Source organism: Marinomonas sp. SBI8L (assembly GCF_001624705.1).
Classification (GTDB): domain Bacteria; phylum Pseudomonadota; class Gammaproteobacteria; order Pseudomonadales; family Marinomonadaceae; genus Marinomonas.
Map to the genome: position 1 here is coordinate 132336 of NZ_JSEO01000008.1, position 15303 is coordinate 147638.

The window sequence follows — 15303 nt, forward strand, 5'->3', positions numbered from 1 at the left end:
AATAAAACCTTTAGTTTCAATGGCTTGAAATATTTATGTTACTAATGATCGATAATTACGATTCCTTTACTTATAACCTAGTACAATACTTTAGAGAACTAGGTGCTGAGGTAGGAGTTTATCGTAATGATGAAATTACCTTAGAGAAAATTGAAGCACTAAATCCCTCTCATTTAGTGATTTCCCCCGGACCTTGCACACCGAATGAAGCCGGTGTGTCTTTGGCTGCGATTGAATACTTTGCCGGAAAAATACCTATTTTAGGTATTTGTTTGGGACATCAGAGCATTGGACAAGTGTTTGGTGGTAAAGTAGTTCGTGCCAAACAAGTAATGCATGGAAAAACATCATCGGTACATCATACGGATTCGTCATTGTTCCAATCGTTACCTAATCCTCAACTTGTTACCCGTTATCATTCTTTAGTGGTAGAGCAAGATTCGTTGCCTGCGTGTTTAGAAGTGACCGCATGGACTGAAGGATGTGAGGGTGAGCTAGATGAAATTATGGGACTCAAACATAAAACCCTTCCGATTGAAGGCGTTCAGTTCCATCCAGAATCAATATTAACGGAAGCAGGTCATGATCTGCTTGCTAACTTTTTAAAGCGATAGGAGACATAATGGATATTCAAAGCGCCATTGCCACTGTTATTGAGCAGCAGCATTTAAGTGCAGAAGAAATGCATGAAGTCATGCATTCAATTATGACTGGAGAAGCGACACCATCACAAATTGGTGGCTTTTTGGTAGGCCTTCGCATGAAAGGTGAAACAGTTGCTGAAATTGCCGCTGCTGCAAGTGTAATGCGTGAGCTGTCTTCTAAAGTCGAATTATCAAATATTGATAATATTATCGATACCTGTGGTACAGGTGGCGATGGTGGAAAGCTATTTAATGTTTCTACCGCATCATCTTTTGTTGTTGCCGCAGCAGGCGGCAAGGTTGCTAAGCATGGTAACCGTTCGGTTTCGTCAAAATCGGGTAGTGCTGACTTATTAGAAAAAGCGGGTGTAAACCTAGCATTGTCTGCTGAGCAGGTAAAAACCTGTGTTGAAGAAGTGGGTTTAGGCTTTATGTTCGCCCCCAATCATCACTCTGCAATGAAGCACGCTATAGTACCTCGTAAGGATATGGCTGTTCGTACTATTTTCAACTTGCTTGGGCCACTGACAAACCCTGCTGGTACAAAACGCCAAGTAATGGGGGTGTTTGATAAAAAATGGGTTCGTCCTATGGCGGAAGTGTTGCAGCGTCTAGGTAGCGAACACGTAATGGTTGTTCACTCTCAGGATGGTTTAGATGAAATCAGTTTAGCTGCACCCACTTTTGTCGCTGAACTGAAAGACAATGAGATTCGTGAATATAGTATTCAACCAGAAGATTTTAATATCGAAACTCAATCAATCGCGCCACTTCAGGCAGAAAATGTAGAAGAAAGCTTAGAGCTTGTACATGGTGCGCTAGAAGGCAAAGGTGCGGTGAATCCTGCTCGTGATATTGTTGCTCTAAACGCGGGTGCAGCAATTTATGTCGCTGGCATTGCTGATAACCTTGCTGAAGGTGTTGCTATTGCTGAAGATGTGATTGGCGGTGGCTTAGCGCGAGTGAAATTAACTGAACTAGCAGCATTTACGCAATGCTATCTAGATAACTAAATTTTAGGAATTGTGGTTAATATGCAAATTGAAACGCCAACAATATTAAAGAAGATTGTTGCTAGAAAGCATGAAGAAATTGCTGAACGAAAAAATCATACTCCTTTAGAAAAGTTGAAAGTGGCTGTTATCGCGGCGAACTCACATAACCGTGTTCGTGGTTTTGCTGCTTCTTTAAAGGCGAAAGTTGCTCAAGGTGATTCAGCCGTTATTGCTGAGATAAAAAAGGCATCACCGAGTAAAGGTGTATTGAGAGAGATTTTTGTTCCGGCCGAAATCGCTAAGTCTTATGAGAAAGGCGGGGCAGCTTGTCTTTCTGTTTTGACCGATAGAGATTTCTTTCAAGGCCATGAGGACTATTTGGAAGAAGCTAGAAATGCCTGCTCCTTACCTGTGATTCGCAAAGACTTTATCGTCGATGAGTATCAGGTTTATGAAGCAAGAGCGATTGGTGCAGACTGTATTCTTCTGATTGCGGCTTGCTTGTCTGGAGATAAGTTAAGAGAGCTTGACCAATTAGCTCGTGAACTAGGTATGGATGTATTGGTTGAAGTACATAATAAAGCAGAGCTAGATCTAGCTTTAGAGTTTACTGAAACAGAGTTGTTAGGTATCAATAACCGAGATTTACATACCTTTGAGTTGAGCTTAGAAAATACATTCGAACTCTTATCTTATATACCGGCAGATCGCTTTATCGTGACCGAAAGCGGAATACACACGAGTGATGATGTGGCAGCGATGAGAGACAAAGATATTAATGCCTTTTTAGTAGGGGAAGCCTTTATGAAGGCGAATGAACCTGGGGCAAAATTAGCAGAATTATTTGAAGGGTAGACAATGAAAACGACGGTTGAGTGGAATCAAGATGTACATTTTACAGCTAAAACTGGCTCTGGCTTTACTATTGAAATGGATGGTAGCCAAGAAAAAGGTTCAAGACCAATGGAGCTATTGTTAGCTGGTCTTGGTGGATGTACTTCTTATGATGTAGTCAATATTCTTAAGAAAGCACGTCAAGATGTTGTCTCTTGTGTGGCTGAAATTGATGCAGATAGAGCTGATACAGTGCCATCTGTTTTTACTGAGATTCGCGTTAAATTTATTGTGACAGGCAGTAAACTAAAAGAATCTGCTGTGGCTAAAGCGGTAAAACTATCTGCAGAGCAGTATTGCTCTGCTTCTTTGATGCTAGAAAAAGGTGGCGTTAAGATAGTACATAGCTTTGAGATTAAAGAAGCTTAATTAGCCGTTTTAATCATACTAATAAAAAAAGGCCATTAGGCCTTTTTTTATGTCTTAAATTTATTCAGCAATCTTTCTGCTAAAAGTTTGCTCTTAACATCATGCTGTTTCTGACATCAGACTAATTCTGTCTAAGCTAATAGAGGAAGTTTGAGCATTCTTTTGGCAAGGCGAGCCGTCAATATAGTGAAAGCTGCTGCTAAATTCTTGAATGGACATATGGCTAAAACTGACTGTACAAGCATCTTCTCTATGCATACATACAGACCATTTCGACTTTTCTGGGTAATGGGATGCATGATATGACTTTAGTTGATCAATACAGGCAGTTCTACCTTGAAAATATTGTCTAAAGGTTTCTTGCCTTGCTTGCGACACTTGAGGGAATTCCACACCAGACGAGGTGTAAGGGGATTCAATAATAAGGTCAGTTAATTGAATGCCATCCCAACACACACTAATAGGATGAGCTTGGTCTGGTATAAAGATGACTAAAGTGAAAGGGGCATAATGCTGGCAGTTTAAATGTTTTATATGGTCTAACACCTTATCTGCCTTACTAAGCGCTAAAAGATCTTTAACTAACAAACCACGACTTATTAGTTCTGTCTTAGGTGTAATACCTTGATAGAAGTTTAATAAGCATATTCCAACACCAGAATCTGTTACACCTATCCAGCTACCACCGGAATTACGATCGGTTGGCATAATATACTGGTTACCAGAAGCGGTTTTATAACGCTCAGGTAACGAAGCAATTAATCGTGTTCTTTGTTCATCACGATTAAAAAAGACTTCGTATCCAGTATTGGTTTTAAGCCAGCTAAGTGTGCACATTGAGTTATCCTGAAATTATTGGTCTTGTTGACGTAAAAAGGTTGCTGTTGCAGGTGCTAAACCATAATGTTCAGGCACTTCTATTTCTTGCAAACGCATATTCATACTAATAATGGCAATATGATGAATGCTATGGCTTGCCACAAAAATTAGCTCTCTATGTAAATTAGATTGAGCAAAATCCGATTTCGTTTCAGCTAAGCAAACTTCAGACACTAGACTGAGCTTTTGCTCAATATCCTTCTCATCTAGGTTGATTAGCCAGTTGCTTAGCTCATCTAATTCTGCGAGAGCTGTTTGTCTTGATTGCTCTACTAGAGCACCTCTACGTCGCCAATTATAGTCAATGTGACTATTTTCTAAGCCGTGAATCAAAGTAAAGTAGTTATCAATAATATGTCTTAAGTGCTGACCTATGCTGCTTTGTAAATAGGGTGTATACACTTGGGTATAGGCGCTATCAGATAAGCGTTCAACGATTTCTTTGGCTTGTTTAAGGCCTTCTAGATTACCTTTAATAACTGGAAGCATCTGATCTACTCGCTTTTCTCGTAATGACATAAATAACGTTTTGCTTGTTCATTGCCCATGTATTTGCCCAACATGCGTTCAGGCACGTCCGGTAAATTTACTAGAATTAATCCATCAACCGTTTGATTGAAGTCTGGATCAACATTGAAACTGACGAATCGTCCTTTTAAAGCAAGGTATTGTCTGATTAAAACGGGTAGACCTTTACCTTTTTCCAAGCGAGAGACAAGGTTGGACAGTAATTGCAAATCGCCTAAGCCACTAAGCAAACTTAGGGACCAGAAAGGTTTTTTACTAGGTAATAGAGGGTTCGTTGCTTTGACTAAATTTGCCGATTCAGAATCGTAATAATGCGCTGTTAAACATTGCACAATAAGCTGATGAGTAAGTGTCTGATATTCACCACTAATGCTAACTGGGCCAAATAGAGTCTGATAGCTAGGGTTTCTGGCAACAAAGGTGCCTATACCTTTCCATAAGAGTAATAAGGCCGACAGGCTGCGTTGATAAGGAGCGTCAATGACTGATCGGCCCATCTCAATCGACTTGCCTTGCAAGTTAAGGAAGTTGTCATCAAAGTCGAATAAAGTACGGCTATAAAGCCCTTTAATTCCTTTTTTATCTAGTATTTGATCAACTAAGCCTAAGCGATATGCACCAGCGATGACTTTCTCGTCTGTATCCCAAATGAAGAGGTGCATGTAATCTTGATCGAATTCATCAAGGTCAATCGATTTGCCAGTGCCTTCTCCCACTACCCGGAAATTACGCTCACGCATAATACCAATTTGTTGCAGTATCGGACCCATATGCTCAGAACTACTGATGAAAACACTAAACTGTTTTTGTTCAAGTAGCAGGCTGTCTTCAGGTAGTGCTGTAATGGCCCTTTGTAATACATTAGCACCAATATCTGCTTCGATTTCTAATGGATTCTCAAGTGCGTTTAGTGGGCTGTTTTCACTAAGATTACTTTGCTCAATAACATAAGTGTTAAGGCGAAGGTAGTTGGTGATGTCATCCACATTATTGAGTTTTGAAAACTCAGAGTTAGGGATAAGGTTCCCCCCGTAAATAGGGATCTCTTTGCCTTTTTTATTGAGTAACTCACGTCCTAAAAGTAGGGTACGTAAACGTGGGTGTACTTTTCCTGCTAGGTAAAATGCCTTGGAATTTTGACCGCCAATAAATACAGGAAGACAAGCCGCTTTATGCTTTTGAGCTAGCTTACCGACAAGCCTATTCCACTCTTTATCTTGCAGTTGGTTTGTCTCATTATCATAAGTAGATACCTCACCTGCAGGGAAAATTAACAATGCACCTTGGTTAGCTAGGTGTTTATGGGCCTGCTTAATCGCTTTTAAGTTAGCTTTCATTGCTTCTGGGCCTTCAAATACATCAACGCCAATAAACAAGGAAGAAAGCTCTGGAATGCGTTTTAGGAAGTGATTAGCCATTACCAGTAGATCTGATCGATAAGCGAGTAAGATCTTAGCCAGAATAACACCTTCAACTCCACCAAGAGGGTGGTTCGCGACGATCAATAGAGGGCCAGAAGCTGGGATGTTATCCTGATCAAGCCTGTGGGTCTGATAGCTAATACCTAGTGCATCTAGAGTATGAGTTAAAAAAGACTCTGTACTGGCGTTAGAAGGACGATCCAAATAGTGTTTATGTAAGCTTTTTAGGCCTGTCATGCTTTCTATCGCTGGGGCGAACCATTTTAAGGTTTTCGACCTAGGTAGCAAAAATGGGCTTGTTTCAATCTCAGTACTTATTTCGTTGCTAGTTGCCATACATGTATCTCAAATTAATTGCGCAGCTAAGTATCTTGCTTATGTTACTTTTCATTTGGTTAGTCGGTTGAAGGATAGTCCTTAACCCAACGTTTTTCTTCTTGCCAAGCCTTATAAAGCTGTAAAAGAGAAGGAGGCTTATGTCCTTCTTTTCGTTGTAAATAACCAATTTTAAATAGAATTTGATATTGCTTTAATAAGGTTTTGAAGGCTTCTGCAAGACTTGTTCGACTGTCCCAAATATGAGTTGCTTCACTACTTGCACCATTCATTTCTAAGATCTGGTAGTTCTTACCAGCCATAAGATCATCAATATTTTTAAATTTGAGATCTAAGCGTCCAAAGTGATAGCCAGGAACGCCATCAAAGAAAGTATCTAAAGATTGTGTCAAAGCATCGGTTATATATTCATTACCGTTGCGGAAAATGCTGCCGCGGCTATGGCTACCTGCAAAAGCAAGGCGGAAGGCTTCATCCTTAGCTAATATTGTCTCTAGCTTATCCGCATGACGATCTAGATAGATATGAGATAGCTTTCCTGCTCTTTTATCTGCCATGATTAATTGCTTTAAGGTACTTACGCCATCACCGATTACCCAAGGCGTATATTTCAAGGTGATAGAAATGATCTTGCCTTGTTTTTGACCTGGGTAACGAATATAAAAAATACCCGCTTCAGCTTGGTATTGTGATCTCTCTTGTAAGAGTAGCTTAGCACCCAGTGGAAAAGCCTTAAGATAATCCACTAGTTGTTCTTCTTGGTTAATTAGCCTTACGCCAGCACCACGACACCCTAAGTCTGGTTTGGCAACCAGAGGAAGGAAAAGGCCTTTTTGATAGTATTTATCTAAAGCTTGACTCGCATCAGCTTCAGCTGTCTCCGCCTCACCTCTATGATAGGTGGTGAATTGGCAAATAGACTTTGAAGAGGCGTCCGATGCCAGATCTAAAATATCCGACTTTGATTCACCAACCATACCTGATAGAGGAATACTTGGGTTGGCAATCAGTGGAAGGCTTAAGCTTCTGTATCTCGCGCTTAATAATAGCCATTGGATAATCACGGGGGTGTACATGGCCCATGCGGGCCAAAACTCAAAAAATGAGGTGATGTTATCGCTCACCTCAAGAGGAGGCATACCTTCATTTATACCTTTTGGTAATGGGATGCTGTGTGTTTTCAAACTGAAGGCTCCTTAGTGATGGCCTGGCTAACTTGTCTATTAGCAAAATAAATAATTAAAAGTAGAACTGGGGCAAGCGCCCAACGCCAAGCTGAATCAGTTAGCCATAGGGCATCACCAATGAAGAAGATGGCGCTGTAGATAAAGATACACCATAGCGCAGTGGCACTCATGACAGAAAGGAAAAAGACTTTCAGGTCGACTTTTAATGCACCACAGGCTAAGTAGCTGATACTTCTTAACCCTGGAATGAAACGAATGATGAAGATTGACCAAAAAGCAGTCTTTTGTAATCGTTTACTAATCTCGATACCTGTCTTTGATTCCAGTCGTTTTTTAGCCCACTGAATTCTGTGGCTTGATTTGCCTAAGTAGTAAAGAATTAAGTCACCACTGGCGATACCAATAAAAATAGATATTAGACCTGCTGTGTATGAGAGGCTGCCTTCAACCCCTAAAAGAGCAGCGCTAATAATCGCAGCATCTTCTAGAAGATATGACATCAAAATGATGCCTATAAAGAGCAAAGCTGGGTTTTGAGTCCAGTTAATGAGCATTTCTATCATTAGCTTGTCCAGGGATATTAAATAACTTCAGTTAGGACATTCTGGTATATAAAAAGTTCAGTTGATTGTAAAGAAAGTGAAAGGATTAGATTTACATTAGGAAAAACGAAAGTGGGATGGTGTCCTCACCAGGACTCGAACCTGGAATAGCCGCTTAGGAGGCGGCAGGTATATCCTGTTTACCTATGAGGACTTAATATGTGTGCGATTTTATACCTTAATTTTGTGCTTATTTCAATTATTAGTCATTGATTATAAACAGTTAATTAGGCACTTCCGATAATGTGTTTACTGCTGATAGGTCGACTATCTCCCGTAGCAGTGTAAACCCTATGTTTCTTGTTTTGGCCTTTAAGGATTTCTAGCATAGCTTGATTGCGGCGACGAACAGAACTTAATACTCTTTCGTTAGCAAAATTTTTGCCTTTGCATTGAACCAGTAACTCTTCACACTCTTCAACTAGTAGTCGGGTTTCATCATCGGGCGACTGTTGAGATAGCCAGTTTTTAAATGCACCTGGCTCAGGCTTTCTAGGGTTGATAACCCCAAATTTGCAGAGGATCTTGTGTTGCTTCTCTCCAAGCGAGTCTAATTCGTCAATGGCAGACTGTTTAGCATCAGATATTTCTTGGATACGAGCAGTGTTTAAAGAGCCAAAAGCAACTCTTTCTTGCGTCAGAAGATCAAGAAGAATATTTAATAATTCTATATTTCGCTTAAGGACAGGGATGAGAGGCAGCATGGTAATAAGTGTGTCTTAGGCCTAAAACATTGAGTCCATAGCAACCATATTGCTCGCCAATTTCTCTGAGTCAACTTTATATTGACCAGATGAGATAGCTAGCTTAATTTGCTCGACCTTAGCCATATCCATATCTGGCATGCTATTGATCTTGCTTTGATGGCTTTGCATCGATTGAGCTGCACCACTTAGCTTTACTGTGTCGTCAGCAAGTGTGCCACTTTTTTCTGCTTGAACAGATTTACTTGACTCTTGTTCTTCGTTAGATTTTTGTAATCTATCGTTCTTTGTTACGCTGGGTTGATTGCCATACCCATTGATATTAAATGCCATTTTGTTTCGCCTCTAAGTTTTTGCCTAAAACTTTTTACCTGCCTAACATTTTAATCGGCATATTGACCTATAACTTTAGGTATTTAATGAATAAATACAAAGTTATTTTAATCTCTTCACTGATTTCCTAATAGTTTACTCGAATCTCGGCTTCAGAAACAACTTTACCGTACACAAAACGACCAGAACTTACATTTTTAACTTTAATTTGTTGTCCGAGTGTACCGTCTTCGGCCGCAACTCCATTCATTTTGACGTTAATTAAGCCGCTTTGAGCTGAAATGAGTACGTTTTGACCTCGTTTAACAATAATTGGGAGTTCAGTTAATTCTTTGGTTATAAAGGTATTTATATTTATGTTACGTTTTGCAATGAGGCCGTAAGGCGGTGAAGAGGGCGAGTAAACTTGCCCTCTAACTTGCGTTAAATCAACCTTATCTAACACAGTATTGCTTGCGTCAATTGTTTGCTTTCTTCTGATTGGAGCGATTGCTTTTACTGCTTCAACAAGAATTTTTTGGGATACGGGAATAAAAGATTTCCACTCAGGTTGTTGGCAAGATATTGCGTAAGTTGTTCTTTTCTTTGAGTTTACTCTTTGGTTTTCGACTGATATCGCCTGATCACATGCCGGAAGGTAATTTAACCCACCTCTATTTTCTAAGCTGATAATAATTTCTGCATTGGGGTAACTAGAAGCGAGTCTAGGTAGTTCAATGTTTTTAATAAAATAGTTAATTTGTTCTTCTGTTGTTGCTGCAAAAACATTGTTGCACAACAACGCAAATATGATTGAAATTAACTTGTATTGCTTCATAGAGCAGTTATTTCCATAAAAAATTAAAAGTGGGCGTTAAAGGGATTAGTAAAATAACAGAATTCACTCTATCATTGGACGATATATTCTATTTAAGAGTTTAATCTCAAATCGTGTCATCACAAGTAGGAGGCATTTATGGCCGGAGTTCTCGAAAGCGTTAATCAGCGTACCCAATTAGTTGGGGAGAACCGCCTTGAGTTATTGCTATTTCGCTTGAATGGAAAGCAAGTGTATGGAATCAATGTTTTTAAAGTTAAGGAAGTTTTACAGTGTCCTAAGTTAACAAGCATGCCTCACAGTAGCCCTGTTGTTCGTGGTGTAGCGCATATTCGAGGTGGAACTATTCCCATTCTTGATCTCGGCTTGGCGACTGGAGACAGTCCAATTGAAAATATTGATCAATGCTTTGTCATTATTACTGAATATAATCGCAGAATTCAGGGCTTTTTGGTTAAAGGTGTTGAGCGTATTGTTAATATGAACTGGAGCGATATTCAGCCACCACCAAAAGGACTTTCAAACGATAACTACCTAACAGCTGTGTGTCAGGTAGAAAAAGAAATGGTCGAAATTATTGATGTTGAACAAATTCTTTCTGAAGTTGCCCCAACTAAACAAAATATTTCGACTGGTATTGTCAGTGAAGAGTTCCAAACAGAAGCGGTTAAACACCACATCTTAATTGTTGACGATTCCAGCGTGGCCCGTAAACAGATTAAGCGTTGTATGGAAGATGTTGGCTTTGCCACAACCGTTTTATGTGACGGTCGTGAGGCAATCGACTTCTTGAGAAATATGGCGGATGACGGTGGTGATGTTACTAAAGAATTCTCCATGATTATTTCTGGTATTGAGATGCCTGAAATGGATGGCTATACCCTCACAACTGAAATCAGGAACGATAGTCGACTACAAGAACTTTTCATCCTATTACATACTTCATTAAGTGGTGTATTTAATGAGGCCATGGTTAAGAAAGTAGGCGCAGATGGATTCTTAGCAAAATTCCAACCGGATGAATTAGCTAAAATTGCGATCGAGGCAATTGAAAAGCAAGTTGAAGCAAGTTAATGCTCAAAGAGTTAATCTTTAGTGCTATTAACTGCATTGGAAAGACATGGTGTCGGGGGCTAGATGCTGAGTAGTACAAATGCCATAACTCCTCAGGGGTATGAACATTTTCGCAATTACCTAGAACAAGCCTGTGGCATTTTGCTTAGTGATAATAAGCAATATCTTGTTGCGAGCCGTTTGGGGAAATTGTTGGAGCGAGAGGGCTTTACTAAGCTCGAACAATTAGTTGAGGCATTAAAGAAGTTCGGAAGTGCTAAATTAAAAGAAGAAGTAATAAATGCGATGACAACAAATGAAACCTTATGGTTTCGTGATGCTCATCCATTTAATATTTTGAAAGATAGAATACTTCCTGAAAAGGGTAAGTCTGCCTTGAGGATCTGGTCAGCAGCAGCATCAACAGGCCAAGAAGCATACTCTATTAGTATGGTTATTGATGAGTTTAAAGCCTCAAATCCTGGTGTTTTAAGAGCTGGCGAGAAAATTATAGCGACAGATATTTGTACTAATATATTAGCTCACGCAAAGCAGGCTGAATATGACCATCTTGCTATTGCTCGTGGGCTCGCTGTAGATAGGCAAAAAAAGTATTTTGATAAACAAGAGAATGGATCTTGGAAAATCAAATCAGCAATAAGTAGTCGAGTTGACTTTAGATACTTAAATTTAATCGAAAGCTATACAGCGTTAGGTAAGTTTGATGTGATCTTTTGTCGAAATGTATTGATCTATTTTTCTGCGGATTTGAAATTGGATATCTTAACGAGAATGCATAAGGCGCTTAACCCTGGAGGTTATTTATTTTTAGGGGGCTCTGAAGCGTTAAGTGGTTTGTCGGATATGTTTGAAATAGTCCAATGTCATCCAGGTATTGTTTATCGTGCTAAATAGTTTCACCTGAATTAGGTGATGCTAAAAAATTAAAAAGCCAGCTACCTAGATAGCTGGCTTTTTTATTGCCTGTTTTTTGTCAATGGCAGTAGGCTTGTCTCCTATTTTTGTTTGCCGCATGCCTTCCTTCACTTTGTTGCCGCTTTTTGCCGTTCAAGTTCAAAACTAATTTGAGTTAATGCGTTTCTATTAGCTTTGCGGGCTTATTTAAACTGGCATCATAATTGCTTTATCAAGAGACCCAATGAATTGAATGAAGAAAAGAGGCTTAATAAATGGCAATTTCGTTTGATAGTGCTTTTGCAGGTCATGATAAGTTTTTAAAATTTCGAAGTGATCGTGCGGCTGTTCTTGCGAATAATATTGCTAATGCAGACACCCCAAACTTTAAAGCGCGTGATATTAGCTTTTCATCTGCTATGTCTAGGGCTCAGGGTGATGCTTTAAAAATGCGTTCAACCAATTCTAAGCATTTTGATTTAGCTTCTAGTGCAATTCGTGAAGATGAAGATTTATCGTACCGTGTGGCCTCCCAGCCTTCTTTGGATGGGAATACCGTAGATTTGCAAAGAGAGCAAGCTGAATTTGCTCAGAACTCTTTGCAGTTTGATACTAGCTTTATGTTTCTTGATCGAAAAATTAGTTCGATGAAGAAAGCTCTTAATGGAGGCTCATAAGAATGTCGCTTAATAATATCTTTGCTATTTCCGGTTCAGCGATGAGTGCTCAAACAGTACGTTTGAATACGGTTGCAAGTAACATTGCTAATGCTGAAACGGTTGCAAGTTCTGAAGATCAAACCTACCGAGCTCGTAAGCCTGTCTTTTCGACCATGATGCAAGAGTCTATGCGTGGTTATGGGTGGAATGAGGTTTCAAATGATGAGTTTGGAGCAGGTGTTGGTGTTGAGGTAAAAGGTATTGTTGAATCTGATGCACCTTTGCAGCCAAGGTATGAACCTGATCATCCAATGGCAAATGAGACTGGCTATGTCTACTATTCTAATGTGAACCCAGTAGAAGAAATGGCCGATATGATGTCCGCGTCAAGGTCATTTCAAACCAACGTTGAAGTGATGAATTCTGCTAAGAGTATGATGCAGAAAATGCTAACTCTTGGGCAGGCGTAGAGGTAGTTTATGGCAGATTTTGATGCTAGCTTAAGTGGACTAATTTCTCAGTATGGTACGGATAATGCCAAGGTTAAGGCTGGAGTTGATGTTGAAGCAACTGAAGACTCTAAAGCGTTAACGGATACTGATGTTTTTATGACGCTTTATATTGAGCAGCTAAAAGCGCAAGACCCCACAGCACCCCAAGATACTAATAAGATGGTTTCTCAAATTGCTGAGATGAGTTCTCTTGAAGAGCTGTCAACCATTTCGACTCAACTGGAGTCTATGACGAGTGCATTAACCTCTAGTCAGGCTATTTCTGCATCGACACTCGTTGGTCAAAAAATCATGGCGAATACTAATGTTGCTACCTTAGATGAGGGTGGTGATGTGCCGGTTAAGATGAATATTCCTGAAGTGTCTTTGTCGACAACATTAGAAATACGTAATGCAGATGGGCAGCTTGTGCGTGATATGAATGTGCATGAAGAGTCATTTGTATGGGATGGCAAAGATAATGAAGGTAATGCATTAGCAGCCGGAGAATATAATTTTAAGGCTCTTTCTATTGATGGAGAGGGTGTAAAGACATCTTTAATGACTAGGCTTCCTGCCAAGATTGAAGGTGTAACGATTAGTGGCCCGAATGGTACAGAGTTGAATGTATCAGGGGTGGGCAAAATTGGATTAACTGAAGAGCTTGATATAGTTGGCTAAGTGAGAGGGTTATGGGTTTCAATACAGCATTATCTGGTATTAAAGCGTCTGCCGATGCATTAAGTGTAACGGGTGACAATATTGCTAACTCGGATACAACGGGTTTTAAGCAGTCTAGAATAGAGTTCGGTGATTTATATAATACCAGTGTTGTTGGTGCTGGTAGTAATAATACTATTGGTTCGGGTGTGAGTGTAAATAACATCGCGCAGGCTTTCTCTGCAGGTAATATTGCTTACACAGATAACAACCTTGATTTGGCTGTTGATGGCACAGGTTTCTTTGTTTTAAATCTAGGTGGAACACAAGCCTATACTCGTGCTGGTGATTTCAAATTAGATGCTGAGGGTTATCTTGTAACCAATGATGGTGCTAACGTAGAAGGTTATAATGCAGTTGATGGTATAGTGGGTGGTAACTTGGAAAACCTTCAAGTACCTACCGATAGAATTGCGCCACAAGCCACTGAAAACGTTAAAATACAAGTTAACTTAGATTCTGAATCAAAAGATGTTCCGCCTTATATTGAGGCTGACTTTGATCCTAATGATCCTGAGACTTATGACTTTACCCAAACTCAGACGATAACTGATGCTGCGGGCTCTAATCACATCATTACTTACTATTATGCTAAGTCTGAGTTGCCAAATACCTATCAGGTGCATGCCAGTGTTGATGGTGCTGCAACGGATGATACAGGTGCTGCTTGGATGGTTGATCAATATGCCACCTTTAATGGTCCAGAGGAAGGTAAAGATCTTAATGGTGATGGTGTTAATGAAGAGCCGTTCCAGCTTCTATATATGGGAGCGGGTCAGCCAGATACAGCCAGTGTAACTAGCTTGGCGCAAACGCCTTTTGCTATTACGGGTACGTTAAATGGTGTGGCTATTGCTGATACCATGCTGGCTGCTAATGTTGTTCCGCCAATTAGTGTTGCGCGAGAAGCCTTTGATCCATCTGATCCAACCACTTATACCTATGGTAATACTAAGACACTGTACGATGGCTTAGGTGAAGAGCATACCCTTGGTTATTACTTTATTAAGCAAGGTGAAAATAATACCTATGAAATGGTAGTAACGGTTGATGGTAAAACTCAGTATGAAGATCCAGTGACAGGTGAGCTGACTTCTTATATTCCTGATGATGTGGTTGTAACCTTTGATACGGCAGGTAATATCTCTGGTGTGGCACAAGGTTTTCCGCCTTTTGCCGTGACTCAACCTATTACGCTGGAAATTTCTGGTTTTGATCCAACCAATAGGTCAGCGAAAATTCCTTTAGATTTGAATGGCTCGACTCAATTTGCTTTAAATAGTAGTGATGTTTTCGTGCAAGATGGTTTCACCGCGGGTGAGCTGCAAGGTGTTTCGTTTGATGAAGAAGGTTACTTGATTGCAACTTATACTAACCAGCAAACGTCTGTGTTAGGTCAAATTGCCTTGGCTACTTTTGATAATACAGATGGTTTAACGCCTTCTGGTGATACCTCTTGGGTGGCTAGCTCTGACTCAGGTCAAGCGAACGTAGGTAAGCCAAATACGGGGACTTTAGGTAGTATTCAAGGTGGAGCGTTAGAAGAGTCAAACGTGGATTTGACCTCTGAGTTGGTTGCCTTAATTGAAGCGCAGCGAAACTATCAGGCGAACTCGAAAACCTTAGAAACAGAAAATACGGTGACTCAGACTATTATTAATCTGAGATAATTATCTGATTAAAATTATCTGACACCCTCTGGCAGATAATCTCTAAATAAAGGGGCTGACTATACTTGGCATGATGTTTGAATGCT

At 40.0% G+C, this 15303-nt stretch carries 18 protein-coding genes and 1 tRNA gene; 10 read left to right on the forward strand and 9 right to left on the reverse strand.

Features of this window, described 5'->3' with window-relative positions; all coding sequences use genetic code 11:
* The first annotated feature begins 35 nt into the window (after positions 1-35).
* Genes OA91_RS13575 through OA91_RS13590 form a run of 4 tightly spaced genes read left to right on the forward strand, consistent with a single transcriptional unit; the run spans position 36 to position 2902 of the window.
* A complete protein-coding gene (locus tag OA91_RS13575) occupies positions 36-614 on the forward strand; it encodes an aminodeoxychorismate/anthranilate synthase component II (protein ID WP_063338865.1) in 579 nt (192 codons plus the stop codon).
* Between the two features lie 8 nt (positions 615-622).
* The gene (gene trpD, locus OA91_RS13580; protein WP_063338866.1) at positions 623-1657 is read left to right on the forward strand and encodes an anthranilate phosphoribosyltransferase; all 1035 of its coding nucleotides are present in this window, start codon (positions 623-625) and stop codon (positions 1655-1657) included.
* A gap of 21 nt (positions 1658-1678) precedes the next feature.
* Positions 1679-2494: an indole-3-glycerol phosphate synthase TrpC gene (gene trpC, locus OA91_RS13585; protein ID WP_063338867.1), complete on the forward strand. Its 816-nt coding sequence runs from the start codon at positions 1679-1681 to the stop codon at positions 2492-2494.
* 3 nt (positions 2495-2497) lie between these two features.
* Positions 2498-2902, forward strand: coding sequence for an OsmC family protein (locus OA91_RS13590; protein ID WP_046016601.1), 405 nt, complete (start codon positions 2498-2500; stop codon positions 2900-2902).
* A 99-nt stretch (positions 2903-3001) separates the two neighbouring features.
* Here the strand turns inward: OA91_RS13590 and OA91_RS13595 are convergent, their stop codons facing one another.
* The 9 genes from OA91_RS13595 to flgA all read right to left on the reverse strand — a co-directional run bounded on the left by OA91_RS13595 (position 3002) and on the right by flgA (position 9709).
* On the reverse strand, positions 3002-3739 hold the full coding sequence (locus OA91_RS13595) for an NRDE family protein (RefSeq protein WP_063338868.1): 738 nt from the start codon (positions 3737-3739) through the stop codon (positions 3002-3004).
* Positions 3740-3754: 15 nt separating this feature from the next.
* A complete protein-coding gene (locus OA91_RS13600; protein WP_063338869.1) occupies positions 3755-4300 on the reverse strand; it encodes a DinB family protein in 546 nt (181 codons plus the stop codon).
* Positions 4276-6066, reverse strand: a complete 1791-nt coding sequence (locus OA91_RS13605; protein WP_063338870.1) for a lysophospholipid acyltransferase family protein — start codon at positions 6064-6066, stop codon at positions 4276-4278. The genes OA91_RS13600 and OA91_RS13605 overlap by 25 nt, the downstream gene beginning before the upstream one ends.
* Before the next feature lie 59 nt (positions 6067-6125).
* Entirely contained in the window at positions 6126-7250 is a 1125-nt protein-coding gene (locus OA91_RS13610; protein WP_082827943.1) for a D-alanine--D-alanine ligase, read from the reverse strand.
* The gene (locus OA91_RS13615; protein ID WP_046016598.1) at positions 7247-7816 is read right to left on the reverse strand and encodes a DedA family protein; all 570 of its coding nucleotides are present in this window, start codon (positions 7814-7816) and stop codon (positions 7247-7249) included. Before OA91_RS13615 ends, OA91_RS13610 begins: the two co-directional genes overlap by 4 nt.
* Positions 7817-7933: 117 nt before the next feature.
* Positions 7934-8009 (reverse strand) — tRNA-Arg (locus tag OA91_RS13620).
* 73 nt (positions 8010-8082) lie between these two features.
* On the reverse strand, positions 8083-8559 hold the full coding sequence (gene flgN / locus OA91_RS13625; RefSeq protein WP_063338871.1) for a flagellar export chaperone FlgN: 477 nt from the start codon (positions 8557-8559) through the stop codon (positions 8083-8085).
* Positions 8560-8580: 21 nt separating this feature from the next.
* The gene (gene flgM / locus OA91_RS13630) at positions 8581-8892 is read right to left on the reverse strand and encodes a flagellar biosynthesis anti-sigma factor FlgM (protein WP_063338872.1); all 312 of its coding nucleotides are present in this window, start codon (positions 8890-8892) and stop codon (positions 8581-8583) included.
* Positions 8893-9019: 127 nt separating this feature from the next.
* Positions 9020-9709, reverse strand: a complete 690-nt coding sequence (flgA, locus tag OA91_RS13635; RefSeq protein WP_063338873.1) for a flagellar basal body P-ring formation chaperone FlgA — start codon at positions 9707-9709, stop codon at positions 9020-9022.
* A gap of 138 nt (positions 9710-9847) precedes the next feature.
* Between flgA and OA91_RS13640 the strand changes: the two genes are divergently transcribed.
* The 6 genes from OA91_RS13640 (at position 9848) to OA91_RS13665 (ending at position 15217) form a co-directional block, all read left to right on the forward strand.
* Positions 9848-10783, forward strand: coding sequence for a chemotaxis protein CheV (locus OA91_RS13640; RefSeq protein ID WP_063340099.1), 936 nt, complete (start codon positions 9848-9850; stop codon positions 10781-10783).
* A 63-nt stretch (positions 10784-10846) separates the two neighbouring features.
* The gene (locus tag OA91_RS13645; protein ID WP_046016593.1) at positions 10847-11677 is read left to right on the forward strand and encodes a CheR family methyltransferase; all 831 of its coding nucleotides are present in this window, start codon (positions 10847-10849) and stop codon (positions 11675-11677) included.
* Positions 11678-11952: 275 nt separating this feature from the next.
* Complete coding sequence (flgB, locus tag OA91_RS13650) at positions 11953-12354, forward strand: flagellar basal body rod protein FlgB (protein ID WP_063338874.1); 402 nt, start codon at positions 11953-11955, stop codon at positions 12352-12354.
* A 2-nt stretch (positions 12355-12356) separates the two neighbouring features.
* Positions 12357-12806, forward strand: a complete 450-nt coding sequence (gene flgC, locus OA91_RS13655) for a flagellar basal body rod protein FlgC (RefSeq protein WP_046016591.1) — start codon at positions 12357-12359, stop codon at positions 12804-12806.
* 9 nt (positions 12807-12815) lie between these two features.
* On the forward strand, positions 12816-13508 hold the full coding sequence (locus OA91_RS13660) for a flagellar hook assembly protein FlgD (protein ID WP_046016590.1): 693 nt from the start codon (positions 12816-12818) through the stop codon (positions 13506-13508).
* An 11-nt stretch (positions 13509-13519) separates the two neighbouring features.
* On the forward strand, positions 13520-15217 hold the full coding sequence (locus OA91_RS13665; RefSeq protein ID WP_063338875.1) for a flagellar hook-basal body complex protein: 1698 nt from the start codon (positions 13520-13522) through the stop codon (positions 15215-15217).
* Positions 15218-15303 lie beyond the last annotated feature (86 nt).